The 23,128-nt window shown below is 73.3% G+C and carries 23 protein-coding genes; 14 read left to right on the forward strand and 9 right to left on the reverse strand.

What is annotated here, in order from left to right; translation table 11 throughout:
- Positions 1-7: 7 nt before the first annotated feature.
- Positions 8-271, reverse strand: coding sequence for a GlsB/YeaQ/YmgE family stress response membrane protein (locus tag AQJ64_RS23630; protein WP_059202953.1), 264 nt, complete (start codon positions 269-271; stop codon positions 8-10).
- A 268-nt stretch (positions 272-539) separates the two neighbouring features.
- Between AQJ64_RS23630 and AQJ64_RS23635 the strand changes: the two genes are divergently transcribed.
- The gene (locus AQJ64_RS23635) at positions 540-1,991 is read left to right on the forward strand and encodes a M6 family metallopeptidase (protein WP_059202954.1); all 1,452 of its coding nucleotides are present in this window, start codon (positions 540-542) and stop codon (positions 1,989-1,991) included.
- An 83-nt stretch (positions 1,992-2,074) separates the two neighbouring features.
- On the opposite strand, the gene AQJ64_RS23640 is transcribed toward AQJ64_RS23635, so the two are convergent.
- Together AQJ64_RS23640 and AQJ64_RS23645 are read right to left on the reverse strand one after the other, a co-directional pair.
- Positions 2,075-2,518: an SPW repeat protein gene (locus tag AQJ64_RS23640; protein WP_059202955.1), complete on the reverse strand. Its 444-nt coding sequence runs from the start codon at positions 2,516-2,518 to the stop codon at positions 2,075-2,077.
- A gap of 349 nt (positions 2,519-2,867) precedes the next feature.
- Positions 2,868-3,467, reverse strand: coding sequence for a sigma-70 family RNA polymerase sigma factor (locus AQJ64_RS23645; RefSeq protein WP_055638942.1), 600 nt, complete (start codon positions 3,465-3,467; stop codon positions 2,868-2,870).
- Between the two features lie 147 nt (positions 3,468-3,614).
- On the opposite strand from AQJ64_RS23645, the gene AQJ64_RS23650 reads away from it, so the two are divergent.
- Complete coding sequence (locus AQJ64_RS23650; RefSeq protein WP_055638943.1) at positions 3,615-4,580, forward strand: MerR family transcriptional regulator; 966 nt, start codon at positions 3,615-3,617, stop codon at positions 4,578-4,580.
- Between the two features lie 16 nt (positions 4,581-4,596).
- On the opposite strand, the gene AQJ64_RS23655 is transcribed toward AQJ64_RS23650, so the two are convergent.
- From AQJ64_RS23655 to AQJ64_RS23665, 3 genes are all read right to left on the reverse strand, one after another.
- On the reverse strand, positions 4,597-5,292 hold the full coding sequence (locus AQJ64_RS23655; protein ID WP_055638944.1) for a type 1 glutamine amidotransferase domain-containing protein: 696 nt from the start codon (positions 5,290-5,292) through the stop codon (positions 4,597-4,599).
- 65 nt (positions 5,293-5,357) lie between these two features.
- Positions 5,358-6,731 carry a cryptochrome/photolyase family protein gene (locus AQJ64_RS23660; RefSeq protein ID WP_059202956.1) on the reverse strand — a complete coding sequence of 458 codons (1,374 nt, stop codon included), beginning with the start codon at positions 6,729-6,731 and terminating at the stop codon, positions 5,358-5,360.
- Between the two features lie 75 nt (positions 6,732-6,806).
- Positions 6,807-8,336: an SDR family oxidoreductase gene (locus AQJ64_RS23665; protein WP_059202957.1), complete on the reverse strand. Its 1,530-nt coding sequence runs from the start codon at positions 8,334-8,336 to the stop codon at positions 6,807-6,809.
- A 159-nt stretch (positions 8,337-8,495) separates the two neighbouring features.
- On the opposite strand from AQJ64_RS23665, the gene AQJ64_RS23670 reads away from it, so the two are divergent.
- The 6 genes from AQJ64_RS23670 to AQJ64_RS23685 all read left to right on the forward strand — a co-directional run bounded on the left by AQJ64_RS23670 (position 8,496) and on the right by AQJ64_RS23685 (position 13,838).
- Positions 8,496-9,008: a MarR family winged helix-turn-helix transcriptional regulator gene (locus tag AQJ64_RS23670; protein WP_055638996.1), complete on the forward strand. Its 513-nt coding sequence runs from the start codon at positions 8,496-8,498 to the stop codon at positions 9,006-9,008.
- Positions 9,009-9,086: 78 nt separating this feature from the next.
- Positions 9,087-11,231: an MMPL family transporter gene (locus tag AQJ64_RS23675; protein ID WP_055638997.1), complete on the forward strand. Its 2,145-nt coding sequence runs from the start codon at positions 9,087-9,089 to the stop codon at positions 11,229-11,231.
- A 74-nt stretch (positions 11,232-11,305) separates the two neighbouring features.
- Positions 11,306-11,482, forward strand: coding sequence for a hypothetical protein (locus AQJ64_RS49745; protein ID WP_167739018.1), 177 nt, complete (start codon positions 11,306-11,308; stop codon positions 11,480-11,482).
- A 160-nt stretch (positions 11,483-11,642) separates the two neighbouring features.
- Complete coding sequence (locus AQJ64_RS52440) at positions 11,643-11,720, forward strand: putative leader peptide (protein ID WP_351405193.1); 78 nt, start codon at positions 11,643-11,645, stop codon at positions 11,718-11,720.
- Positions 11,721-12,045: 325 nt separating this feature from the next.
- Positions 12,046-12,600, forward strand: coding sequence for an NADPH-dependent FMN reductase (gene ssuE, locus AQJ64_RS23680; protein ID WP_055638998.1), 555 nt, complete (start codon positions 12,046-12,048; stop codon positions 12,598-12,600).
- Positions 12,601-12,698: 98 nt separating this feature from the next.
- The gene (locus AQJ64_RS23685; RefSeq protein ID WP_055638999.1) at positions 12,699-13,838 is read left to right on the forward strand and encodes an LLM class flavin-dependent oxidoreductase; all 1,140 of its coding nucleotides are present in this window, start codon (positions 12,699-12,701) and stop codon (positions 13,836-13,838) included.
- Positions 13,839-13,923: 85 nt separating this feature from the next.
- On the opposite strand, the gene AQJ64_RS23690 is transcribed toward AQJ64_RS23685, so the two are convergent.
- Positions 13,924-14,952: an acyl-CoA dehydrogenase family protein gene (locus tag AQJ64_RS23690; RefSeq protein ID WP_055639000.1), complete on the reverse strand. Its 1,029-nt coding sequence runs from the start codon at positions 14,950-14,952 to the stop codon at positions 13,924-13,926.
- 99 nt (positions 14,953-15,051) lie between these two features.
- On the opposite strand from AQJ64_RS23690, the gene AQJ64_RS23695 reads away from it, so the two are divergent.
- The 6 genes from AQJ64_RS23695 to AQJ64_RS23715 all read left to right on the forward strand — a co-directional run bounded on the left by AQJ64_RS23695 (position 15,052) and on the right by AQJ64_RS23715 (position 19,916).
- Positions 15,052-15,402, forward strand: coding sequence for a YciI family protein (locus AQJ64_RS23695; protein ID WP_055639001.1), 351 nt, complete (start codon positions 15,052-15,054; stop codon positions 15,400-15,402).
- A gap of 9 nt (positions 15,403-15,411) precedes the next feature.
- Complete coding sequence (locus AQJ64_RS23700) at positions 15,412-16,608, forward strand: RNA polymerase sigma factor (protein WP_055639002.1); 1,197 nt, start codon at positions 15,412-15,414, stop codon at positions 16,606-16,608.
- Between the two features lie 111 nt (positions 16,609-16,719).
- Positions 16,720-18,075 (forward strand): aldehyde dehydrogenase family protein, encoded by a 1,356-nt coding sequence (locus tag AQJ64_RS23705; RefSeq protein ID WP_059202958.1) that lies wholly within the window; start codon positions 16,720-16,722, stop codon positions 18,073-18,075.
- 250 nt (positions 18,076-18,325) lie between these two features.
- Positions 18,326-18,490 (forward strand): hypothetical protein, encoded by a 165-nt coding sequence (locus AQJ64_RS49210; RefSeq protein ID WP_157881142.1) that lies wholly within the window; start codon positions 18,326-18,328, stop codon positions 18,488-18,490.
- Positions 18,487-19,053, forward strand: coding sequence for an RNA polymerase sigma factor (locus AQJ64_RS23710; RefSeq protein ID WP_240512925.1), 567 nt, complete (start codon positions 18,487-18,489; stop codon positions 19,051-19,053). The genes AQJ64_RS49210 and AQJ64_RS23710 overlap by 4 nt, the downstream gene beginning before the upstream one ends.
- Positions 19,050-19,916 (forward strand): hypothetical protein, encoded by an 867-nt coding sequence (locus AQJ64_RS23715; protein WP_055638028.1) that lies wholly within the window; start codon positions 19,050-19,052, stop codon positions 19,914-19,916. Before AQJ64_RS23710 ends, AQJ64_RS23715 begins: the two co-directional genes overlap by 4 nt.
- A gap of 104 nt (positions 19,917-20,020) precedes the next feature.
- On the opposite strand, the gene AQJ64_RS23720 is transcribed toward AQJ64_RS23715, so the two are convergent.
- Both AQJ64_RS23720 and acsA read right to left on the reverse strand, forming a co-directional pair.
- On the reverse strand, positions 20,021-20,899 hold the full coding sequence (locus AQJ64_RS23720) for a thiamine pyrophosphate-dependent enzyme (protein WP_240512924.1): 879 nt from the start codon (positions 20,897-20,899) through the stop codon (positions 20,021-20,023).
- Positions 20,896-22,686 (reverse strand): acetate--CoA ligase, encoded by a 1,791-nt coding sequence (gene acsA / locus AQJ64_RS23725; protein ID WP_055638027.1) that lies wholly within the window; start codon positions 22,684-22,686, stop codon positions 20,896-20,898. Before acsA ends, AQJ64_RS23720 begins: the two co-directional genes overlap by 4 nt.
- Positions 22,687-23,128 lie beyond the last annotated feature (442 nt).

Genomic DNA, 23,128 nt, shown 5'->3' on the forward strand with positions numbered 1-23,128 from the left:
CGTGTCCTCACCGGCGTGTCCTCGCCCGGTCCAGCGCCGTCACTCCGAACGCCGCGAGGCCGATCTGGATCAGCCACTCGATCCAGTCGACCCCCTTGGTGTCGGCCACGCCCAGTACCGAGGCGAGGGCCGACCCGATCAGTGCGGCCACGATGCCGACCGCGATCGTCCACAGCATGCCGATCCGCTGGCGGCCCGGGACGACGAGTCGTCCGAGCACGCCGATGATGATGCCGATGAAGATGGCACTGATGATGCCGTCGATCTCCATCTCCGCCCCTCCTTGGTGAGAGCCTTGGGTGAGGGCCTTGGTGAGAGCCCGTCGACTGGCTTGTGCCCGCTCCGGGGTGGGGCAGTCGGTTCCGGTCCCGCTGCTGACGTTAGTGCGCACGTTATTGCCCGCGCTTGATGTTCACGGAGGGGGCGTGCCATGTACCTTTCAATAAGTCCACGCGTGTAGAACCCTTCCTTGCGAGGTCTACGCGCGCAGATCGCCGCCGCACCCGCCCTCTCCCCACCCCCTCACGGAGGTTCGCCGGATGCCCGGATCACCGAGACGCCCCCGCAAGGTCACCACGCTCCTGGCCGGCCTCGGCCTGCTCGTCACCGGAGCGGCGCTCCAGGTCGCCGCCACCGCCACCCCCGCCCACGCGGCCACCCCCCACCGGATCCTCTTCGACGACGGCCACGCCGAGGAGGCCGGCAACGCGGACTGGATCATCTCCACCAGCAAGCCCGACCCGCTCTCCCAGGACTCCTCCCCGTCCTCGGAGACGGACTGGACCGGAGCGCTGTCGTCGTGGGGTGTCGCCCTCCAGAAGACCGGCGACTACAGCCTCAAGACCGCCACGAGCGCCCTCACCTACGGCGGCTCGTCCACGACCGACCTGTCGAACTTCGACACGCTGGTCCTGCCGGAGCCCAACACGCTGTTCACCACCGCCGAGAAGACGGCGATCATGAACTTCGTGAAGAACGGCGGCGGTCTCTTCATGATCTCCGACCACACCGGCGCCGACCGCAACAGCGACGGCGAGGACGCCGTCGAGATCCTCAACGACCTGATGACGAACAACAGCGTCGACTCCACCGACCCGTTCGGCTTCTCCATCGACTCCCTCAGCATCAGCTCGGACTACCCCTCGGCCATCAGCGACAGCACCGACCCGGTGCTGCACGGCTCCTTCGGCACCGTGAGCAAGAGCCTGATCGCCAGCGGTACGACGGCCACCCTGAAGCCCGCCGACAACTCCGCCGTCAAGGGCCTGCTGTACCGCACCGGCTACTCCGGCAACACGGGTGCCTTCTTCGCCACCAGCACCTTCGGCAGCGGCCGGGTCGCCTTCTGGGGTGACAGCTCACCCATCGACGACGGCACCGGCCAGTCCGGGAACACGCTCTACGACGGCTGGCACGACTCCGGCGCCACCAACGCAGCCCTCGCCCTGAACGCCACCGAGTGGCTCGCCGGCGGGAGCAGCAGCGGCGGCGGTGACGACGGCGGCGGCTCCGGCACCTGCACCGCCGCCCAGCTCCTCGGCAACAACGGCTTCGAGTCCGGCGCCGGCACGTGGAGCGCCACCAGCGGGGTCATCACCAACTCCTCCAGCCAGTCGGCCCGTACGGGCTCCTACTACGCCTGGCTCGACGGATACGGCTCCGCCACCACCGACACGCTCTCCCAGTCGGTGACCATCCCGTCCGGCTGCACCACCGCCGCCCTCAGCTTCTATCTCCACATCGACACGGCCGAGACCACCACCAGTACGGCGTACGACACCCTGAAGGTCCAGGTGCTCAACAGCTCCGGCACGGTCCTGAGCACGCTCGCGACCTACTCCAACCTCAATGCCGCCGGCGGCTACACCCAGCGCGGCTTCAGCCTGGCGGGCTACGCCGGACAGACCGTCACGCTCAAGTTCACCGGCACCGAGGGCTCCACGCTCCAGACGTCCTTCGTCATCGACGACACGGCGCTCAACGTGAGCTGACCCCTCCTCACGCATGACCCGGCCCGGCCGATCCGCCTGTGCGGGCCGGCCGGGCCGCCTTTCTCGTTCGGGTGGGCCGGGGGCTACGCCTGCGGGGCGCTCCTCGCCGCCGTGAAGGCGCACATCATCCCCAGGACCACGGCCAGGGCGCCGATGATGATGTTGTTGACCACGACGCCGGTGTCCGGGCTGGTCCCGACGACCCACGGCGCGATGATCATCCACACGCCGAGTGCGCACATGGCCCAGCTCAGGCCGTACATCCGGGCCGGAGCGGCGGTGAATCCGAGACCCAGCAGACCGATCGCGACGCCCACGACCAGGTTGTGGGTCATGAGGTCGGGCTGGCTGGTGGTGTAGTGGAGCACCCACGGTGACACCGCGCAGTACAGACCGAGCAGGAACACCGGTCCGTCCACGAGCGCCACGTCACGGCCGCCGCCGAGCACGGCCTCGTAGCGTGCCCGCATCTCGGATACGTCGGGGTGGGTCGATATGTCACTTCTGTCTGGCGAGACGTTGGCCATCACTCGTCTCCTTCGACTGGCTGGCCTGACCGCGTCTGGTGCGGTGTGCGGTAAGCGCCGCGCACGGACATTCTGCGCTTATCCGGCCTTTATGTGTAGAGGTCGAGTCGTCCTGTTTCGCCGGGTGGAGAGCGCCCCCGGAGAGCACCGACACTCCCCGGGGGCGGGCGGGAGGGGCCGCTCTCCCGCCGGCCGCACTCGAGGGGACGTGGAGGTGCGGCCGAACGGTACTTCCGGGGGAGGGTGAGGGCCGGATGCACCGTCACACCCGGGGAAGGCAAACGCCCATCGCCGACGTGTGCAGCGTTTATGCGTCGAAAAGAGATTCGGTCCCCGGCGCGGTCGGGGGTCAGCCCTCGCCCAGGGGCTCCAGACGGACCCGCAGCCGCTGCATGCCGCGCCGCGCATGGCTCTTGACCGTGCCGAGCGGCCAGCCGGTGCGCTCCGCGATCTGGGTCTGGGTGAGGTCCTCGTAGAACGTCAGGCGCAGCACCCGCTGCTGGGGCGCCGGGAGCCGGGCGAGTTCGCCGCGCACCAGCACGCGGTCGAGAGCGGCCTCGGGGCGGTCCCGGTCCGGGTCGGTGAGGGCGAGCTGGGAGCCGGCCGCGGCGACGAGACGCAGCCGCCTGGTCCGCGCCGCCAGGCTGTCGGCGATCCTGCGGCGGGTGATGCCCACGATCCAGCCGCCCAGGGTGCCGCGTTCGGGCCGGTAGCCCGCACGGCCCCGCCACACGCCCAGGAACACCTGCTGGCTGACGTCCTCGGCCTCCCGCACGTCCCCCAGGGACCGCCAGGCCAACGAGTGCACCAGCGCGGACCAGCGACGGTAGGCGGCGGCCAGACAGGCCTCGTCGCCCGCCATCAGGCCACGGGCGATCTCCTCGTCGGCGAGCGGCTCGGCGCCTCTCGCGCGCACGGACGGGACAGCGGGGGACGGCTGCGGGCTCATGACGACGGCTCCTCACGTCGGGCGACCCGTCCCGGGCCGGTGCGGGACGTCCTGCGGGGCGTGGCCCCGTGAGGTCATCGTCCGAGCGGTGCGCGGTCCCTCTCAACACGCGTCGTTTCTGCGTCGTATCAGCCGTAAAGTCGGCACATGAGCGAGTTCACCGCCTCCGACGACACCGGACTGACCACCGGTGCCCTGGCCCGCCGCCTGGGCGTGGCGCCCACCACCCTGCGCTCCTGGGACCGGCGCTACGGCATCGGTCCCGCCGTGCGCGGAGACGGCCGGCACCGCCGCTGGCGCCCGGACGACGTGGCCGTACTGGAGGCGATGTGCCGGCTCACCTCGGCCGGGGTGCCGCCCGCCGAGGCCGCCCGCGCCGCGAAGGAGGGCGCCGGTCCGCCCCCGGGCAAGCCGGCCGGCGGGGTCCGGGAACACTCCCGTGAGACCGGCGGGCTCCCGCTGGGCGGCGACGTCCGCCAGGAGTGCAGGGGCCTGGCCCGCGCCGCCGTACGGCTCGACGCGCCGGCCGTCGCCGAACAGCTGACGCAGGCCGTCGACCGGCACGGACTGGCCGCCGCCTGGCAGGAGGTGATGGTGCCGACCCTGCACGCGGTGGGACGTAAGTGGGCCTCGTCCGGGGACCGGTACGTCGAGGTCGAGCACCTGCTGTCCTGGCACGTCTCCACGGCCCTGCGCCGCGCCACCCGCCCCGCCGCGCCCGGTGACGTCACGGGCGGGCCGGGGCCGGTGCTCCTCGCGTGCGTACCGGGTGAGCAGCACACCCTGCCGCTGGAGGCGCTCAACGCCGGTCTCAGCCGGCTCGACGTGCCCACCCGGATGTTCGGCGCCGCCGTGCCCGCGGAGGCGCTGTCCGCGGCCGTGCAGCGGCTGGGCCCGGTGGCGGTCGTCCTGTGGGCCCAGGCCCGCTCCACCGCGAGCCTGGCCCTCGCCCGGCATGTCGCGGCGACCCGCTGGGGCGTGCGCGGGGCCCGCCGTACACCGTCCGTGGTGCTCGGCGGCCCCGGCTGGGCCGGCCGCGCCCCCGGCCTGCCCCGCCCGACCGGCCTGGGCGACGCACTGGAGACGCTGGCGGCCGTGTACGACGCCGGGTGAGGCGTCCGGCGGCCCCTCAGCCGAGCTGCTTCAGCAGTTCCTCCGCGAGCGGGGCGGACGAGGCCGGGTTCTGACCCGTCACCAGGTTGCGGTCGACGACCACGTGCGGCGCCCACGGCTCGCCCACCCGCACGTCCACGCCCGCCTCGGTGAGCCGGTCCTCCAGCAGCCACTTCGCCCGCTCGGCGAGACCGGCCTGCCGTTCCTCGGCGTTGGTGAAGGCGGCCACCCGGTAGCCGGCGAAGGCGTTCGAACCGTCCTCCCGCACCGCCGCCAGCAGTGCGGCCGGACCGTGGCAGACGACACCGAGGGGCCGGCCGGAGTCCAGCGCCGCGATCAGCACCCGGCCCGAGACGGGATCGACGGCCAGGTCCTCCATCGGGCCGTGGCCACCCGGGTAGAACACCACCGCGTAGTCGGCGGGATCCACGTCCTCCAGCCGCACCGGCCGCTCCAGCTCGCCCATCCCGGCGAGCGCCGCGGCGATCCGGTCGGCCGCCTCCTGCCCGCCGTTGGCCGCCGCGGCCAGGCTGCCCTTGTCCACCGGCGGCACCACACCGCCCGGCGTGGCGACCACCACCTCGTGGCCCGCCGCGCGGAAGACCCCGTACGGGGCGACGGCCTCCTCCGCCCAGTAGCCGGTCGGGTGCGGGGTGCCGTCGGCGAGCGTCCAGTGGTCGCTGCTGGTCATCACGAAGAGGATCTTGGCCATGGGGGGTGCCTCCGGAAGTGTCGCGTGGGTCGTGCCCCTCGAATCTAGACCAGTGCCGCCGCGCTTCAGTCGCGGCCGCGCGCCCGTTTGAAGCGGGCCAGCCCGTCGGTGAGGTCCACGACCGGGTCGGGGTAGTCGACGGCCGCCCGGTCCAGACCGCGCAGCCGCCAGGGTTCGTGCACCGCCGCACCCTCCAGGCCCGCCAGCTCGGGCACCCAGCGCCGTACGTACGCCCCGTCGGGGTCGTAGCGCTTCGCCTGGGTGACCGGGTTGAGCACCCGGTTGGGCCGGGAGTCGGTGCCGGTCCCGGCCATCCACTGCCAGTTGAGCTGGTTGTTCGCCACGTCCCCGTCGACCAGGAGGTCCAGGAAGTGCCGGGCGCCGATCCGCCAGTCGACGTACAGCGTCTTCGTGAGGAAACTCGCCGTCAGCAGACGCCCCCGGTTGTGCATCCAGCCCTCGTGGAGCAGCTGCCGCATCGCCGCGTCCACCACCGGATAGCCGGTACGGCCCTCGCGCCACGCCTCGACGTCCTCGCCCGCCGTGCGCTCCGTCCGCCAGCGGTCGTGCTTGGTGCGGTAGTCCGCGAGCGCCGCGCCCGGCCGCGCGGCCAGCACCTGGCGGTGGAAGTCGCGCCAGGCGACCTGCCGTACGAACGCCTCGGCGCCCGGACCGCCCGCGGCGCGCGCCCGGTGCACCAGCTCGACGGGGGACAGGGCACCGAAGTGCAGATACGGCGAGAGCCGTGAGGTCGCGTCGCCGGCCAGGTCGTCGTGCCGGTCCTCGTACGCCGGGATGCCCGAGCGCAGCCAGGCGGTCAGCCGCGCGCGGCCCTGCGTCTCGCCGCCCTCGGCCAGGGCCGGCGACAGACCGGACAGGCCCTTGCGGTCCGGCAGTTCCTCCGAGCCGACGCCCTCCGGCACCCGTAGCGCCCGCGGCGCGCCGAGCACGTCCCGCAGCCGCTGGCGCGACCAGTGTCCGAAGTACGGGGTGAAGACCGCGAAGTGGTCCGAGGAGCCCGGGGCCAGCACACCGGGGTCCACCACGGTCGTCACCGTGCCGTGCACATGCAGCCGCACCCCTTCCGCCTCCAGCGCGTGCCGCAGCCGCTCCTCACGGCGCTGGGCGTACGCGCTCCCGTCCGCCGCCAGATGGACCTCGTCGGCCTCCGCCTCGCCGGCCACCCGGCACACCTCCTCCACCAGGTCCCCGGACCGCAGCACCAGCCGGCCGCCCCGCTGCCGCAGACCCGCGTCCAGATCGCGCAGGCAGTCGGCGAGGAACGCCAGCCGGTTGGGCGCGGCGAATCCCGCGCCGTCCACCGCCCGGTCGCGCACGAACAGCGGGACCACCTCGCGCGAGCCGTCGAGGGCCGCGCGCAGCGGAGGGTGGTCGTGCAGCCGCAGATCGGAGGTGAACAGGACGACCGAGACGTTCATGGCGGGCTCCGGGAGGAGGGGATGTCGGACTGTCAGGCGCTTCCGCCCGGCGGGGCCCGGCGGATGCGCCCGCCGTCAGCCGGTGGGCGTCCGTTCGTCCGTCCTCGCCGCCGCGTCCGCGAGGGCGGCCCGCGCGATGTTGCGGGCCATGCCGCTGAACACCACCGTGTGGAAGGGCGACACGCTCCACCAGTAGACGTGGCCGAGCAGCCCGCGCGGATGGAACAGGGCGCGCTGCCGGAACCGGGTGCGCCCGGAGTCGTCCGTCTCCGCGTACATCTCCAGCCACGCCAGACCCGGCAGCCGCATCTCCGCCCGCAGCCGCAGCAGCCGCCCCGGTTCGATCTCCTCGACCCGCCAGAAGTCCAGCGAGTCGCCCACCCGGAGCCGGGACGCGTCCCGGCGTCCCCGGCGCAGTCCCACCCCGCCCGCGAGCCGGTCCAGCCACCCCCGTACCGCCCAGGCGAGCGGGAAGGAGTACCAGCCGTTGTCGCCGCCGATGCCCTCGATCACCCGCCACAACGAGTCCCGCGGGGCGTCCACGTCCAGCTCGCGGTGGTCGCAGTAGAGGCTTCCGCCGGCCCAGTCGGGGTCGGTGGGCAGCGGATCGCTGGGCGCCCCCGGCAGCGAGGCCGAGGACCAGCGGGTGGTCACCCGGGCCTCGCGCACCTGCTGCAGGGCGAGCCGGAGCGCCTCGTCGAAGCCGATCGGATGACCCGGCGGATCCGGTACGTACCGGGCGATGTCGTGCTCACGGCACACCACCTCGTGCCGCAGCGACTCGGTGAGCGGCCGGGCGATCGACGCCGGCACCGGGGTGACCAGTCCGACCCAGTGGCTGGACAGACCGGGGGAGAGCATCGGCACGGGCAGGATCAGCCGGTGCGGCAGCCCCGCGACGGCGGCGTAACGGGCCATCATGTCGCGGTACGTCAGGATGTCGGGGCCGCCGATGTCGAAGGCCCGGCTGACCTCGGGCGGCATCCGTGCGGCGCCGACCAGCGTGCGCAGCACGTCCCGCACCGCGACCGGCTGGATCCGGGTGTGCACCCAGCTGGGGGTGACCATCACCGGCAGCCGCTCGGTCAGATAGCGCAGCATCTCGAAGGAGGCCGACCCCGAGCCGATGACGATCGCCGCCCGCAGCACGGCCGTGGGCACGCCGGAGCCGAGCAGGATGCGGCCGACCTCGGCGCGCGAGCGCAGATGCGGCGACAGCCGTTCCTCCGGGACGCCGTACGGGGTGAGTGCGCCCAGATAGACGAGCCGGTGCACTCCCGCGCCGTGCGCGGCCCTCCCGAAGATCCGCGCGGCCCGCCGGTCCGTCTCCTCGAAGCCCCCCCCGGCGCCCAGGGCGTGCACCAGGTAGTACGCGACGCCGACGCCCCGCATCGCCGCCGCGACGGACTCCGCGTCCGTGACGTCCCCGCGGACCACCTCCACCCGGCCCGCCCACGGATGGTCGCGCAGCCGTTCCGGCGAGCGGGCGAGGCAGCGCACCCGCAGGCCCGCCGCCAGCAGCTCCGGGACGAGCCGCCCGCCGATGTACCCCGTGGCTCCGGTCACCAGACACAGGGGTCCGGTGCCGAGGTCGTCTGCCGTCATGAGCTGTCGGTCCTTCGCGTCCGGCCCCCCTGCCTGCCGTTCTCCTCCGCCTACCGCTTTCCTCCGTCTACCCCTTCCCGCCGGAACACCGTCCCGGATGCGCAGCTCCCACCGGTGCCGCCCGATCGGCCGAGCGGGGCGGGCGACTAGGCTGACCGCGTGGCCACAGCGAACGATCAGGACCGGCAGCCGGCGGAGCGGCGACGGCCGTCCGGCGACCCCGGGGCGGGGACCGATCTGCACTCCTTCGCCGTGGCGCTGCGCCGGATGAACGGCGAGATCAACCGTCTGGTGCACGCGTTCGCCGGTGACCACGGACTGCACGCCACGGACGTCCAGGCGCTCGCGGCGATCCTCGACTCCGAGGAGCCGATGACACCGAAGCGGCTGCGTGAACACCTCGGGCTCACCTCCGGCGCCGTCACCGCGTGCGTGGACCGGCTGGAACGGGCCGGGCACATCCGCCGCGTCCGGGAGAGCGCCGACCGCAGGGTGGTGCACCTGTACTACGCGGCCGACGCGCGGTCCGCGGCCCGCACCTACTTCCGGCCGCTCGCCGAGGCGACCGAGGCGGCCCGCGCCCGCTTCACCGAGGACGAACTCGTGGTGGTGGTGCGGTTCCTGACGGCGATGAACGAGGAACTCGGCACCACCGCACCGCACGGCCGCTGAGCCGGGTTAGGATCCCCGGGAAAACTGACTCAATCATTGAGATTGTTCATCGCTGAGATTTCTGGAGCCCGGAGCCCCATGTCCTCCCCATCCCGACGAGCCCGGCGGCTCGTCCCGCTACTCCTGATCGCCGTCTGGCTCGCCGTCGGCGGCATCCTCGGCCCCTACGCGGGACGCCTCGGCGAGGTGGCCACCAACGACCAGGCCGCGTTCCTGCCGCGCAGCGCCGAGTCCACCGAGGTCGTCGACGCCCAGCGGGCCTTCCGCCAGGACGAGACGCTCCCGGCCGTCGTGGTGTGGACGGGCTCCGGCCTCGCGGACCGGCGCGCCGCGGCCGACCGGGCCCTCGCCTCCCTCACCGGTACCCCCGGGGTGCGGGGCCGGATCTCCCCGGCCGTCCTCGCCCGGGACGGCGCCGCCCTCCAGGCCGTGGTCCCGCTCCGCCCCGACCTCGGCGACGGACTCGCCGCCGCCCTCGACCGGATCCGAGCCGCCGCCGGGCGCGTCCCCGGCTCCACCGTCCACCTGGCGGGCCCCGCCGCGAGCCAGGCGGACCTCTCCGACGCCTTCGCCGGCATCGACGGACTGCTGCTCGCCGTCGCCCTGCTCACCGTCCTGGTCATCCTGCTGCTGGTCTACCGCAGCGTCCTGCTCCCGCTGGTGATCATCCTCGGCGCGGTCTTCGCGCTGGGTCTCGCCTGCGCGGTCGTGTACGTCCTCGCCGACCACGACGTGGTCCGGGTCGACGGACAGGTCCAGGGCATCCTGTCGATCCTCGTCATCGGCGCCGCCACCGACTACGCCCTGCTGCTGGCCGCCCGCTTCCGGGAGGAACTCGCGCTGGGCGGCGACCGCTTCACGGCGGTGCGGGCCGCACTGCGGCAGTCCTGGGGCGCCGTCGTCGCGAGCGCCGCGACCGTCGCGCTCGGCCTGCTCGCCCTGCTGCTCAGCGACCTCACCAACAACCGGGCGCTCGGACCGGTCGGTGCCGTCGGCATCGGCTGCGCCGTCCTGTCCTCGCTCACCTTCCTGCCCGCCGTCCTCGTCGTCCTGGGCCGCGCCGCGTACTGGCCGGCCAGGCCCAAGGCCGTCACCGCCGAACCCGGGGCGGAGGAAGGAGCCGCGGGGCAGGGCGTGTGGGGCCGGGTGGCCGGGCTCGTCGACCGGCGGCCGCGCCGGGTCTGGGCCGCGACCCTCGCCGTACTGCTGGCCGGCGCCGCCTTCGCGCCGGTGCTCGACTCCCGGGGCGTCCCCCTCGACGAGACCTTCGTGAACGCCGCACCTTCCGTCGCCGCCCAGAAGACCCTGAGCGAGCACTTCCCCGGCGGCGCCGGCAATCCCACCGTGGTCGTCGCGGACGCGGACCGCCTGGAGCGGGTGCTCACCGTGGCCCGCGCCACCGACGGCGTCGCCTCGGCGGCGGCCGGGACCGCGAGCGGACGCCCCGGCGGCTCCCCGCTGGTCGTCGGCGGACGCGTCCAGATCGACGTCACCCTGGCCTCGGCCGCGGACAGCGACGACGCCCGGCGGACCGTGGCCCGTCTGCGCACCGCCCTGCACGCCGTTCCCGGTGCCGACGCCCTCGTCGGCGGCTACACCGCCCAGCGCTACGACACACTGCGCACCGCCGAACGCGACCGCACGCTCATCGTCCCCGTGGTCCTCGCCCTCATCCTCCTCGTCCTGACCGGGCTGTTGCGGTCCCTGCTGCTGCCCGCCCTGCTGGTCGCCACGGTCGCCCTGAACCTCTTCGCCACGCTGGGCGTCTCCGCGCTCGTCTTCCGGTACGTGTTCGGTTTCACCGGCACCGACCCGTCCGTGCCGCTCTACGGCTTCGTGTTCCTGGTGGCGCTGGGTGTCGACTACAACATCTTCCTCATGTCCCGGGTCCGCGAGGAGTCCCTCGTGCACGGTGTGCGCCGGGGCGTCCTGCGCGGCCTGGTGAGCACGGGCGGGGTCATCACCTCGGCGGGCGTGGTGCTCGCCGCGACGTTCGCCGCGCTCGGCGTCATCCCTCTGGCCTTCCTCGCCCAGATCGCGTTCATCGTGGCCTTCGGCGTGCTCCTCGACACCCTCGTGGTGCGCTCCCTGCTGGTGCCCGCGCTGGTCCTGGACATCGGACCGCGCGCCTGGTGGCCGAGCCGTCCGGCAGGGGACCACCGGGCCACGGCCGACGACACCGCCCGGCCCGCGGCGGAGGAGGCCCCCGTGCCCTCGGCGTGAACATGCCCGCCGCGATCCGGGGCAGACGCACCGTAGTCGTCCCCCACGGGCCCCGAGCCGGAGGTGTCTGCCCCATGCGCGCGACGGTGCTGGAACGCTTTCCCGCGGGAGCGCCCCGCGGCTCCTGGCCGGCCGAGGAATGCGCGGCGAGACTGCGCGCCGAGGGCCGCCCCGCGACCGTCGTCATGGACCTGAAGTCCGACGCGTTCCTCGTCGTCGTCCCGGCGCGCGACGAGGAGTGCGGGACATGACCCGACCGCATGCCGGTACCGAGAGAATGCGGTTCCATTCCATGGCCGTTGAAGGGTTTCCCGGTCACGCCTTCGTGAAATCCCATGGTCCGCGATACGAGACCGGTCGGGTTTTCCTTGACTGCCGTCGCCGGCGACTGTCACGATCTACGGCATGAAGATGCGACTGGACCTCACGCGGCGACGCCACGTCGACCTCGCGCGCGTCTCCAGCGCCTCCTGTCGCGCCGCGGCCTGATCCCCCTTCCCCGAGATCCGTCGCGCTTTCCCTCTTTCCCCGTCTCAATTCGCTCTGCCCGCACAGTCCGTGCGTCCTGCACGGGCCTCCGGGCTGCCTGAATTCGGCGTGCCCGAAAACATTCCGCCCGAAAACATTCCGCCCCAGGAGTTCCGCATCCCTGCCGCGCCCCTGGGAATTCGCCTGTCGGGTTTCAGAGCGACGAGGTACGCCCGTCACCGCCGAAGCCGGCCGCAGGGCGCTGGAGGGCCGACTCCCCGAGCCGGCGCCCGAGTCCGGGACCGGTCCCCGTCTGAAACCCCTCGCCCGCTCCGAAAGAGGACCCATGGCCACCGTCCTGTCCGTCTCCGGCAGCCCTTCCGCCTCCTCCCGCACCGGCCGCCTGCTGCGCCACCTCGACCAGCGGCTCACCGCCCAGGGCCATGAGGTGATCCCGCTCGACGTGCGGACGATCCCCGCCGAGGCACTGCTCGGTGCGGACTTCCGCCACCCGGCGATCGTCGAGGCCACCGAGCTGTTCGCCCGCGCCGACGGCGTGGTCGTCGGCACCCCCGTCTACAAGGCGTCGTACTCCGGTGTCCTCAAGGCGCTGCTCGACCTGCTCCCGCAGTACGCGCTCACCGGGAAGACCGTCCTGCCGCTGGCCACCGGCGGCTCCACCGCCCATGTCCTGGCCCTCGACTACGCGCTGCGGCCCGTCCTGAACTCCATGGGCGCCGCGCACATCGTGCAGGGCTGGTTCACCCTCGACAAGGACATCACCGCCCACGAGGACGGCACGGTCACCGTCGCCCCGGCCACCGCCGAGGCGCTCGGCCAGGTCGTCGACCAGTTCTCGGCCGCCCTCGGCCGCACCCCGTACCTGGCCGCGGCGAGCTGACCACGGCCGCGGCGCCCCGGCCGCCGCGTCACGGACTCCTCCAGCGGCTTCCCCCCGGGCACCTGCGACTCGGCGGCACTCTCGATCGGAGACCCCACGTGTCCCTCACCTTCCACTGGTTCCTGCCCACCAACGGCGACAGCCGGCATGTCGTCGGCGGCGGTCACGGCACCCCGGCCACCGCCTCGGGACGGGACCGGCCGCCGACGGTCGCCTACCTGAGCCAGATCGCGCGCGCCGCCGAGGACCTGGGCTTCGTGGGCGCGCTCACCCCGACCGGAGCCTGGTGCGAGGACGCGTGGCTGACCACGGCCATGGTCAGCCGGCACACCGAGCGGCTGAAGTTCCTCGTCGCCTTCCGGCCCGGGTTCGTCTCGCCGACGCTCGCCGCGCAGATGGCGTCCACCTTCCAGCGCCAGAGCGGGGGGCGGCTGCTCCTGAACGTGGTGACCGGCGGCGAGAGCCATGAACAGCGGGCCTACGGCGACTTCCTCGACAAGGACGACCGGTACCGCCGTACCGGTGAATTCCTGGAGATCGTCCGGGGGTTGTGGGACGGCAGGACCGTCGACCTGGACGGCGGGCACCTGCGGGTGGCGGACGCGCGGCTGGCCCGGGTGCCGGACCCCGTCCCCGAGGTGTACTTCGGGGGCTCCTCGCCCCTCGCCGGGGAGATCGCCGCGCGGCACGCGGACGTGTACCTCACCTGGGGCGAGCCGCCCGCCCAGGTCGCCGGGAAGATCGCCTGGATCAAGGGGCTCGCGGCGGCGGAAGGGCGTGCTCCGCGGTTCGGCATCCGGCTGCACGTCATCACCCGGGACACCGCCGAGGCGGCCTGGGCGGAGGCGAACCGGCTGCTCGACGGGTTCGATCCCGAGACCGTGAGGTCCGTCCAGGCCGGGCTCGGGCGCAGTGAGTCCGAGGGACAGCGGCGGATGCTCGCCCTGCACGGCGGCAGCCGCGACGGGCTGGAGATCCATCCCAACCTGTGGGCCGGGATCGGGCTGGTGCGGGGTGGCGCGGGGACCGCGCTGGTGGGGAGCCACGCGGAGGTGGCCGAGCGGATCAAGGAGTATGCGGCGCTGGGGATCTCGGAGTTCGTGCTGTCCGGGTACCCGCATCTCGAGGAGGCGTACTGGTTCGGGGAGGGGGTGCTGCCGCTGCTCGCCGGAGAAGGGGTGTGGCAGCACCCTTCGGAGCAGCGGGTGAACTCCGTTCAGGTGCCGTTCGCGGGCTGAGACGGGTGTCCGGAGTGCGTGGACGAGTGTGGGTGTGGGTGCGGGTGCGGGTGCGTGGTGGCTTGTCGCGCAGTTCCCCGCGCCCCTAAGCGCTCAGGGAGTTGAGATGTGCTCGGCGGGATTCTCCCGTCTGCCCCTGGACCAGGAGGAACAGGGCCTCCCTCGCCAGGCGTTGGGCCCTGCTCGTCAGCAGCATCGCGCGGCCTCCTCCCGTCACCACGGCCGCCGTGGTCGCCGTCCGCATCAGCGCGTAGGCCTGGGAACGCAGGGCGAGGCGGTCTTCGAGGTGCTCGTGGGGCTTCGCCTCGTCGGTCAGGGTGTAGGCCTCGGCGCGCACCGTCGCGAGGCGGGTGCGCAGGCGGGCGGCCGTCGCCTCGTCCGACAACCCGAGTGCCGCCTCCGTGATGCCGAAGACCGCCGGGTTGGCGTTCACCGTCCTGAGGCGGTCGGTCGCGGCCCAGGTCCGGTGCGGGGTGCGCAGGGCCACCGCCTCCTCGGGGAGCCACAGGCCGTCCAGGTCCAGGGAGACCGTGCGGGCCGCGGTGAGGGCGGCCAGGCGCAGCGGGGCGGATGCCCGCAGACCCGGCTGGTCGCGGGCCTCCGTGAAGGCGAACAGGGCCTCGTCGGCGTCCGTGACTCCGGCGAGGAGCAGCACGTCGTTCAGGCCCCAGCCCGTGTACCAGGGGACCTTGCCGTCGAAGCGCCAGCCGCCCCGCTCGCGGGTGGCCCGGACGGGGACGCGGGGGTGGGACCGCAGATGGGCGTACGCCACCCCGGACAGCAGGTCGCCGGTCGCCAGCCGGCCGAGCAGGCGCTCGCGCACCGGGCCCTCGCTCTTCGCCAGGGTCAGCACCGGGGTGTGGTGCTGCGTCTGCACGAACCAGGTCGAGCAGCAGGCCCCGGCCAGGATCTCCGCCGTCTCCCGCACCACCGCGCCGGGCGCCTCGGCACCGCCGTACTCCTTCGGCGCGTTGAGCCCCAGCAGACCCGAGCGTCTGATCTCCGTGAGGTGGCCCACCGGCACCTCGCCCTGGTCGACCTGTTCGGCGTGCGGGAGGAGGAGGTCGTCGGCGAGGCGGCGGGCGCGGGTGACGAGGGGGTGCGGTGCGGTCATGGACGAGATTCTTTCCCGTGTCGGGGTCCGGGGTGTCGATCCGGGGGACTGCCGTTCGTGTAGGAGGTGGGACAACGGCACGAAGCCAAGGAGGACGTCATGAAGCACTACCTGCTCAGCGTGGTCCAGCCGGCCGGCGGGACGCCGCCCGCCCCCGAGGAGCTGGCCGAGATCATGCGCCGGGTGGAGGCGTACAACGACGAGCTGCGCGCCGCCGGGGCCTGGGTCTTCGCCGGCGGTCTGCACGGACCCGAGACGGCCACCGTGCTCCGGCCGAAGGACGGTGACGTGCTCGTCACCGACGGCCCGTACGCCGAAGGGAAGGAGTACCTCGGCGGTCTGTGCCTGATCCGCGCCGCCGACCTCGACGAGGCCCTGGAATGGGGCAGGAAGGCCGCCCTGGCCACCACCCTCCCCATCGAGGTGCGGCCGTTCGCGGACCGGCACTGAGGCCGGACGATGGGTGACCCCGTCGACGTCGAGGCCGTGTTCCGCGCGGAGTACGGCCGGGCCGTCGCCGTCCTGGTCCGCCACCTCGGTGACATCGGCCTCGCCGAGGAGGCGGTCCAGGAGGCCTTCACCACGGCCCTGCGGCGCTGGCCGGAGACCGGTCCGCCGCCCAGCCCGGCCGGATGGATCATCACCACCGCCCGCAACCGGGCCGTCGACCGGCTGCGCCGCGAGGCCGGCCGGGACGCCCGGCACGCCGAGGCGGCCCGGCTGTACGCCCCCGACCCGCCCGCGGAGGAGGGCCCCGTGCGCGACGACCGGCTCCGTCTGATCTTCACCTGCTGTCACCCGGCGCTCGCCCCGCAGGCGCGGGTCGCCCTGACCCTGCGGCTCCTCGGCGGTCTCACCACCGCGCAGATCGCCCGCGCGTTCCTCGTCCCCGAACCCACGATGGCCCAGCGCCTGGTCCGCGCCAAGGCGAAGATCCGCGACGCCCGCATCCCGTACCGGGTGCCCCGCGACGCCGACCTCCCGGACCGGCTGAACGGCGTGCTCGCCGTCGTCTACCTGATCTTCAACCAGGGGTACGAGGGTGATCCCGGCCTGTGCGCGGAAGCCCTGCGTCTCGGGCGGTTCCTCGGCGAGCTGATGCCGGACGAGCCCGAGGTCACCGGGCTGCTCGCGCTGATGCTGCTCGTCGAGTCCCGCCGGGACGCCCGTCAGGACGCCGGCGGCACGCTCGTCCCGCTGCCCGAACAGGACCGGCGCCGCTGGGACCGGGCGCTGATCGCCGAGGGACAGGACCTCGTCCGCCGCTGTCTGCGCCGCGACCGGCCGGGGCCGTACCAGATCCAGGCCGCCGTCCAGGCCGTCCACAGCGACGCGCCGACCGCCGCGGCCACCGACTGGGGGCAGATCCTGCGGCTCTACGACCAGCTGACGGCCCTCGCCCCGAGTCCGGTGGTGGCGCTGAACCGGGCGGTGGCGGTCGCCGAGGTCGACGGCCCGCGGCCCGCCCTCGACCTGCTGGACGCGCTCGACCTCGACGGCTACCACGTCTTCCACGCCGTCCGGGCCGACCTGTTGCGGCGCCTCGACCGCCGCACCGAGGCGGCCCGGGCCTACGCGTCCGCCCTCGCGCTGGCCGAGAACCCGGCCGAGCGCGCCTATCTGGAGAAGCGCCTGCACACCCTGCACGGACTGTAGTGGTTGCCCGGGGAATGTATTTTGGTCCATGAAAGGTTGGCATATACACCGAGCCGACCGCTCGCCGTCCGAACCCAGGGCCGCAAGGCCCGCGCACCCCAGCGAGGCACCGTGACCACCGCCGCCACCCCCGAGCAGCCCACCGGCCCCCTCGCCGCCCCCGAGCGGCCCGCCGATGTCGTGGCCCGGCTGCGCGCAGCCTTCCGCACCGGCCGCACCAAGCCCGTCGCCTGGCGCACGGACCAGCTGCGCCGCCTGCGCGCGCTGCTCACCGAGCACGGCGCCGACCTCGCCGCCGCCCTCCACGCCGACCTGGGCAAGAGCGCCACCGAGGCGTACCGTACCGAGATCGACTTCACGATCCGCGAGATCGACCACACCCTCGACCACCTGGACGCCTGGCTCACCCCCGAGCCCGCCCCGGTCCCGGCCCACCTCGGCGCCGACGCGCGCGCCTGGACGCAGGTCGACCCGCTCGGCGTCGTCCTCGTCATCGCGCCCTGGAACTACCCCGCCCAGCTGCTGCTGGCCCCGCTGGTCGGCGCCCTCGCCGCCGGAAACGCGGTCGTCGTCAAGCCCAGCGAGCTGGCCCCCGCCACCTCCGCCGCGCTGGCCCGGCTGCTGCCCGCCCACCTCGACACCGAGGCGGTCGCCGTCGTCGAGGGCGGCGTTCCCGAGACCACGGCCCTGCTCGCCGAGCGCTTCGACCACGTCTTCTACACCGGCAACGGCACCGTCGGCCGGATCGTGCTGCGCGCCGCCGCCGAGCACCTCACCCCGGTCACCCTCGAACTCGGCGGCAAGTCACCGGCGTTCGTCGACCGCGACGCCGATCTCACCGTCGTCGCCGACCGGCTGGCCCGCGGCAAGTTCCTCAACGCCGGCCAGACCTGTGTCGCCCCCGACTACGTCCTCACCGACCAGCGGACCGCCGCCGCCCTCGAACCCCTGCTGGCCCGCGCCGTCGAGACCCTCTACGGCGCCGACCCGCAGACCTCGCCCGAGTACGGCCGGATCGTCAACGAACGCCACTTCGACCGGCTCACCGCCCTGCTCGACTCCGGGCGGACCGTGACCGGCGGCCGTCACGACCGTACGGACAAGTACATCGCGCCGACCGTCCTCGCCGACGTCGACCCCGCGTCGCCCGTGATGGCCGAGGAGATCTTCGGCCCCATCCTGCCGATCGTGACCGTCGCCGGGCTGGACGAGGCGATCGGGTTCATCAACGACCGCGACAAGCCCCTCGCCCTGTACGTCTTCTCCGAGTCCGACACCACGCGCTCCCGCATCGCCGCCGAAACCTCCTCCGGCGGCCTCGGGTTCGGCCTGCCCCTCGCCCATCTCACCGTCTCCGACCTGCCGTTCGGCGGTGTGGGGGAGAGCGGCATGGGCAACTACCACGGCCGCTACTCCATCGAGACCTTCAGCCACCGCAAGGCGGTGCTGGACAAGCCGCTGGGCTGAGCCCGCCGGAACGCGACAGAAGGAAACGTGACAGAAGGAAACAGGGCAGAAGCGGGCATCGGTGGGGCAGTAACGGTGCCGCGATAGTCCGGAATGGCGCGGTCCGTAGTCCGAAGCGGCCAATTCCACCGGACTTTCGAATCCGGCATGCACGAAACGCGCGTCCCGAACGCCGTGGTGGCAGAAGGTGTAACCGTCGCCTTCCGGGGCTCCTGAGCCCCGCACACCCAGCGGAAGGACCGAACGGTCCGTGAACGACCAGTTCGCACAGCTCGCCCGGGACGTGGCGCTGTCCCTGCTCGCCCTCCGGGTCTTCGGACCCGGGGCCGTCACGCTCGCGCGCCGGGTCGCCGCCGCCCTCGTGCGGGTGGGCGTCCGGGAGATGGACCACCGGCTCCCGGGAGGCGATCGGTGACCCAGGAGGAGCTGCGCCCCACCGGCAACCCCAGGGCGCCGGAGAAGCTGCCGCTGGACTTCAGCGCCTTCCACCAGCTGCACCGCCCGCGCTACGTCCGCGAGGCCGAGCGCTGTCTGCGCTGCCGGGCGGACGCCGAGGAGGCCGTCGACGAGGCGTTCGTCCAACTCGCCCGGGAGTGGCCGCAGATACTGCGCGCCGAGAACCCCGCCGCCTACGCCTGGCGGGTCATGAAGAACCGCGTCGTCGACCACGCCCGGGCCCGGGGCCGGCGCGCCACCCTCATGGACACCGCCGTCTTCGAGACGGTGACCCTCCAGGGCGCCGAGGACGCCTTCGAGGTCATCGAGCAGAACCTGCGGCTGTTCCACGCGATCTCCGCCCTCCCCGAACGCCAGCAGGACGTCATCCGGCTGCGCTACTGCGAGGGCTACGACACCGCCGAGGTGGCGCACGAACTCGGCATCACCGAGGCCGGGGTGCGCTCCATCGAGCGCTACGCCAGGCACCGGCTGCGGGAGATCTACACATCGTGCGCCGAGGAGGAGGCGGAGCGTTCATGACCTACGACACCGTGAGCGACATCGACACGCTGCTGGCCGGGGCGCGGCTGGTGCCCACCGCCCCCTACCGCCGCTGCGACATCGAGGCCGCCGAGGCCCGGATAGCCGCCCGGGTCGCGGTCCCGGCCGCCGACGGCATCGGGGCGCGGACCCGCCCCCAGCAGGCCGCCGCCCGCCGTCCCCCGAGGGTCCATCCCTCGGCCCGGGACCTGCGGGCCCTGTGCGAGGCGCTGCTGACCCGCCCCGGCGCCCTGAGCGACCTCGGCGCCTTCCACGGCAGCGCGCTGCCCGAACCCTCCGGAGCGCGCGTCCTCGGCGCCCTCCTCCATCTGGCCGGCTGCGAGGACAGCGGCCGCTTCTGGTGGCAGTACGGGGCCGGCGCCGGCGACACGATCTCCTCGTACTGCCTCTACCTCCACCACCGCTCGCACGGCGAGGACGAGGAGGCGGACTGGTGGCTCAGCCACACGGAGATCACCCCCGCCACCCTGAGCCGGGAGGCCACCGAGGTGGAGATCGCCACGGCCCTGCACGTGCTCAGAGGTCTGCGGCGCGGCCGCCGGGGACTGACCAAGGCGCTGCGCGCCCTGGTGGAGTACGTCCCGGCCGTGGTCGGCTTCGTCGACGAGGACCTGGAACTGCCCCTCCCGGACGGCGATCTCGCCGGCATCGTGGAGGAGGCCGTCGCCCACGGCGGCACCCCGCCCGCCGGGGAACGCCGGTGCGTACGGTCCCGCCCGCTGCTCGAACGCCGGGAGTCGGCCGTGCACACCGTCTCCTCGGCCACCCCGCGCACGGCCCGCCACTGGAGCCGGGACGTCCAGGAGGCGCTGCGCAAGTGCGAGGAGACCGTGGCCTGTTGACGGCGCGCCACGAGGAGGCGCCGGCGTCCGCGGCAGCTCGATCGCCGTACTGCGCCGGGCCGTCGAGCTCGGCGTCGACCACATCGACACCGCCGCCTTCTTGATCACTTCATACGCGGCGGGGAGTGGCTGGAGGTACCCGCCCGCGACCTGCGGGTCAGCAACGCGCCGTCGACCTTCACCGCCCGGTCGTCCCTGGTCGCCCAGCGCCTGCGTACGCCGTCCTCGTGCTCGGCCTGCGCCCGTTCCACGGCCTCGACGTCCATACCGTCCACGGACCAGGCGACCATGCCGTAGGAGGTGGCGCGCATCGCCAGGTCGGTCTGCGCCTGGTGGCGCTCCAGGGCTGTGCCCATGGCGTACAGGTTGTTTTCGCAGACGAACAGCAGGGGGAGGTTCCACAGGGCCGCGAGGTTCGCCGTCTCGTGGAACTCGCCCTCGGCGAAGGCCCCGTCGCCGAAGAAGCAGCACGTGACGCGGTGCTGTCCGCGCATACGGTCGGCGAGCGCCAGGCCGGCGGCCAGGGGGAGCCCGCCGGCGACGATGGCGTTGCCGCCGTAGAAGCGCCGGCTCGCGTCGAACAGGTGCATGGACCCACCCCGGCCGCCGCTGCACCCGGTGGCCCTGCCGTACATCTCCGCCATGACCGCCTCGGCGGTGATGCCGCGCGCCAGCGCGTGACCGTGGTCGCGGTAGGTGGAGACGACCGCGTCCTCGGGTGTCAGCGCCTCGTTGACGCCGACGGCGACGGCCTCCTCGCCGATGTAGAGGTGGACGAAGCCCCGGATCTTCGTGGCGCTGTACAGCTCGACGCACCGCTCCTCGAAACGCCGGATACGCAGCATCGTCTCCAGCAGATCCGTGCGGTGCCCCGTACCCGGCCCCAGCTCGGTCTTCGCGGTCTTCGGGGTCTTCGGGGACTTCGCGGCCTTCGGGGACTTCCTTGCGGGTTTCCGGGTACGGCTGGGGCGGGCCAGGCTCATACGGATCCCTCCAACGTGGACAGGTCGCCGGTGGGCAGGCCGAGTTCGCGTGCGCGCAGCAGTCGGCGCATCACCTTGCCGCTGCGGGTCCTGGGCAGGTTCTGGTCGAACGCGATCTCCCGGGGAGCGACGGCGGGACCCAGCTTGCGGCGGCCGAAGCCCAGCAGCTCCCGTTCCAGGTCCGGGGTCGCCTCCACCCCCGGGCGCAGGGACACGAACGCCTTGACGACGTTCCCGGCGACCGGGTCCGGCCGCCCGATCACCCCCGCCTCGGCCACCAGCGGGTGTTCCATCAGCGCGCTCTCCACCTCGAACGGGCCGATGAGATGACCCGCCGACTTGATCACGTCGTCGGCGCGTCCCACGAACCAGTACCAGCCGTCGGCGTCCCGGCGCACCAGATCGCCGGTCAGGTACCAGCCGTCGGCGAACGCCGCGTCGTAGCGCTCCTTGTCGTGCAGATAGCCGCGGAACATCGAGGGCCACCCCGGCCGCAGCGCCAACTCGCCCTCGACGCCGGGAGTGCCCACTTCCGTCACCCTGCCGTCGACGACCAGGGCACGGCCGTCCTCGCCCTGCTCCAGCACGCTCGCCTCGACTCCTGGCAGTGGCCGTCCCATCGAGCCGGGCCGGATCTCGCAGGCCGCGAAGTTCGCGATCATGATGCTGCCGGTCTCCGTCTGCCACCAGTTGTCGTGCACCGGCAGGCCCAGCACGTCCCGGCCCCATACGACGGCCTCCGGGTTGAGGGGCTCACCGACGGAGGCGACGAAGCGGAGGGCGGAGAGGTCGTGCGAGCGCGGCAGGGCGTAGGGGCCCTGGCGCGGTGTGGCGCGCATCAGCATGCGCAGGGCCGTCGGGGCGGTGTACCAGACCGTGACGTGTTGTCCGCCGAGGATCCGGTACCAGCGCCGTGCGTCGTAGTCGCCCTCGTCGAGGACCACCGTCACGCCGTGGACGAGCGGGGCGATGACGCCGTACGACATGCCGGTGACCCAGCCGGGGTCGGCGGTGCACCAGTACACGTCCTCGGGACGCAGGTCGAGTGCGTGGGCGGCGGTGGCGTAGTGCGCGACGACCGCCTCGTGGACGTGGACCGCGCCCTTGGGCGTGCCGGTGGTACCGCTGGTGAAGTGCAGCAGGGCCATGTCGTCGGGGGACGTCGGGGGAATGGCGAAGGTGTCGGGGGCCGTGGACATCAGGCCGTCGAAGGACGCGGTGCCAGGCAGCTCTGCGGCGCCGGGGCCGATGATCAGGACGTGTTCCAAGCCGGGCAACGACGCGCGGCGCCCGGCGACCTTGCGCCGGTAGAGGTCCGCGGTGGTGACCAGGACCCGCGCGTCGCCGAGACGCAGCCGCTGCTCGACCGGATCGGGGCCGAACGCTGAGAAGAGGGGGCAGAGCACGCTGGTGTTCTTCAGCGTGCCGAGCACCGTCGTGTACAGCTCGGGGCGGCGGCCGAGCAGCGTGAACACCCGGTCCCCGTGGCCGACGCCGAGCGACCGCAGTACGTTCGCGAAGCGGGCGGTACGGCGGGTCAGCTCGGCGTACGTGACGGTGGAGACGGAGTCGTCCCGGGCCACGCAACTCAGCGCGACCTTCTCCCCGGCACCCGAAGCCGCGTGCCGGTCGACCGCCTCGTGGGCCATGTTGAGGCCGCCGCCGGGGAGCCCGGCCAGCTCGCTGCGCGCCTGCGACCACGTGAAGGCCGAGCGGGTCAGGTCGTAGTCGGCGAGACGCGGCGGCACCGCGGGGTCGGTGTCCTTGGGGATGGTGTCCCAGTGCATCGGTGCTCCTCCCGGCACTGCCCCCGTTTCTCCAGGGTCCCCGAGCGGCGCTGTGACCGCACTTCGGTCGCAGGACATGGTCCGACGCACCGATGGGGCGCATGCACGGCGTCATGGAGCCGGGGGCCGCCCGCTTCTTGCGGGCCCGAATCGCACGGTGCGCGGCTCCGCTCCGCTTCTCCGTGTCACCTTGTGGCCCTCGGCTCACTTCCATGACACCGCTGTGCGCCGCCGGTGTGCAGGGCCGAAGGGCCCTTGGCAGCTCGGCCGACCGGCCCGGCCCGGCGGCGCGGCACGACCTTCACCACACCGGCGACCCGACCGTCGGCCTCCACGACCGGCACGGCACTGACATTCCGGCGGTTCGGCTCTCCGTCCCCGGCATCACCGGGCCGTGTGCCATCGCAACCCGGCCGGAGGCGCCCGACCTGTGTCGCGGTCG

Origin of the sequence: Streptomyces griseoruber (genome assembly GCF_001514205.1) — a bacterium.
Classification (GTDB): Bacteria; Actinomycetota; Actinomycetes; order Streptomycetales; family Streptomycetaceae; genus Streptomyces; species Streptomyces griseoruber.

Excerpts from the sequence above, each read along its gene's own strand:
- acsA (WP_055638027.1), bottom strand. The coding sequence starts at position 22,686 with ATGCACTGGGACACCATCCCCAAGGACACCGACCCCGCGGTGCCGCCG.
- AQJ64_RS23720 (WP_240512924.1), bottom strand. The coding sequence starts at position 20,899 with ATGAGCCTGGCCCGCCCCAGCCGTACCCGGAAACCCGCAAGGAAGTCC.
- AQJ64_RS49745 (WP_167739018.1), top strand. The coding sequence starts at position 11,306 with ATGCGCGCGACGGTGCTGGAACGCTTTCCCGCGGGAGCGCCCCGCGGC.
- AQJ64_RS23635 (WP_059202954.1), top strand. The coding sequence starts at position 540 with ATGCCCGGATCACCGAGACGCCCCCGCAAGGTCACCACGCTCCTGGCC.
- AQJ64_RS23715 (WP_055638028.1), top strand. The coding sequence starts at position 19,050 with ATGACCTACGACACCGTGAGCGACATCGACACGCTGCTGGCCGGGGCG.
- AQJ64_RS23630 (WP_059202953.1), bottom strand. The coding sequence starts at position 271 with ATGGAGATCGACGGCATCATCAGTGCCATCTTCATCGGCATCATCATC.
- ssuE (WP_055638998.1), top strand. The coding sequence starts at position 12,046 with ATGGCCACCGTCCTGTCCGTCTCCGGCAGCCCTTCCGCCTCCTCCCGC.
- AQJ64_RS23700 (WP_055639002.1), top strand. The coding sequence starts at position 15,412 with ATGGGTGACCCCGTCGACGTCGAGGCCGTGTTCCGCGCGGAGTACGGC.
- AQJ64_RS23675 (WP_055638997.1), top strand. The coding sequence starts at position 9,087 with ATGTCCTCCCCATCCCGACGAGCCCGGCGGCTCGTCCCGCTACTCCTG.
- AQJ64_RS23650 (WP_055638943.1), top strand. The coding sequence starts at position 3,615 with ATGAGCGAGTTCACCGCCTCCGACGACACCGGACTGACCACCGGTGCC.
- AQJ64_RS23690 (WP_055639000.1), bottom strand. The coding sequence starts at position 14,952 with ATGACCGCACCGCACCCCCTCGTCACCCGCGCCCGCCGCCTCGCCGAC.
- AQJ64_RS23640 (WP_059202955.1), bottom strand. The coding sequence starts at position 2,518 with ATGGCCAACGTCTCGCCAGACAGAAGTGACATATCGACCCACCCCGAC.
- AQJ64_RS23645 (WP_055638942.1), bottom strand. The coding sequence starts at position 3,467 with ATGAGCCCGCAGCCGTCCCCCGCTGTCCCGTCCGTGCGCGCGAGAGGC.
- AQJ64_RS23665 (WP_059202957.1), bottom strand. The coding sequence starts at position 8,336 with ATGACGGCAGACGACCTCGGCACCGGACCCCTGTGTCTGGTGACCGGA.
- AQJ64_RS23655 (WP_055638944.1), bottom strand. The coding sequence starts at position 5,292 with ATGGCCAAGATCCTCTTCGTGATGACCAGCAGCGACCACTGGACGCTC.
- AQJ64_RS23660 (WP_059202956.1), bottom strand. The coding sequence starts at position 6,731 with ATGAACGTCTCGGTCGTCCTGTTCACCTCCGATCTGCGGCTGCACGAC.
- AQJ64_RS52440 (WP_351405193.1), top strand. The coding sequence starts at position 11,643 with ATGCGACTGGACCTCACGCGGCGACGCCACGTCGACCTCGCGCGCGTC.
- AQJ64_RS23695 (WP_055639001.1), top strand. The coding sequence starts at position 15,052 with ATGAAGCACTACCTGCTCAGCGTGGTCCAGCCGGCCGGCGGGACGCCG.